The organism is Oleiphilus sp. HI0128 (genome assembly GCF_001635365.1).
Window position 1 is genome coordinate 1 of record NZ_LWGG01000587.1, and the last position, 289, is coordinate 289.

General features: G+C 45.3%; 1 pseudogene. It reads left to right on the forward strand.

From position 1 onward, the window contains the following. Positions 1-289, forward strand: a pseudogene (locus A3763_RS28370) (hypothetical protein); the annotation flags it as partial.

Genomic DNA, 289 nt, shown 5'->3' on the forward strand with positions numbered 1-289 from the left:
ATGAATAAGCTTCTTTTTGGGCTGGCATTTTTATTAGGCGCATTGGCTATCATCGGTATGAGCTGGGTATTCTTGGGTAGTGATACCTTGGCCTTGCTGATTACTGTCGTTATTGGTGTGGTGTTTAGTATTGGCACCCTTGAGCTCTTACGATTTCAGAAGGCGACACAAACACTGTCAGTCGCGCTAAAAGATATTCCAAAATTTGCCGTACAAGCCGAGTCGGATAACGAAAACCAGTTTGACAAATGGCTACTGTCGCTTCACGCCTCGCTGCGTAATGCTGTTC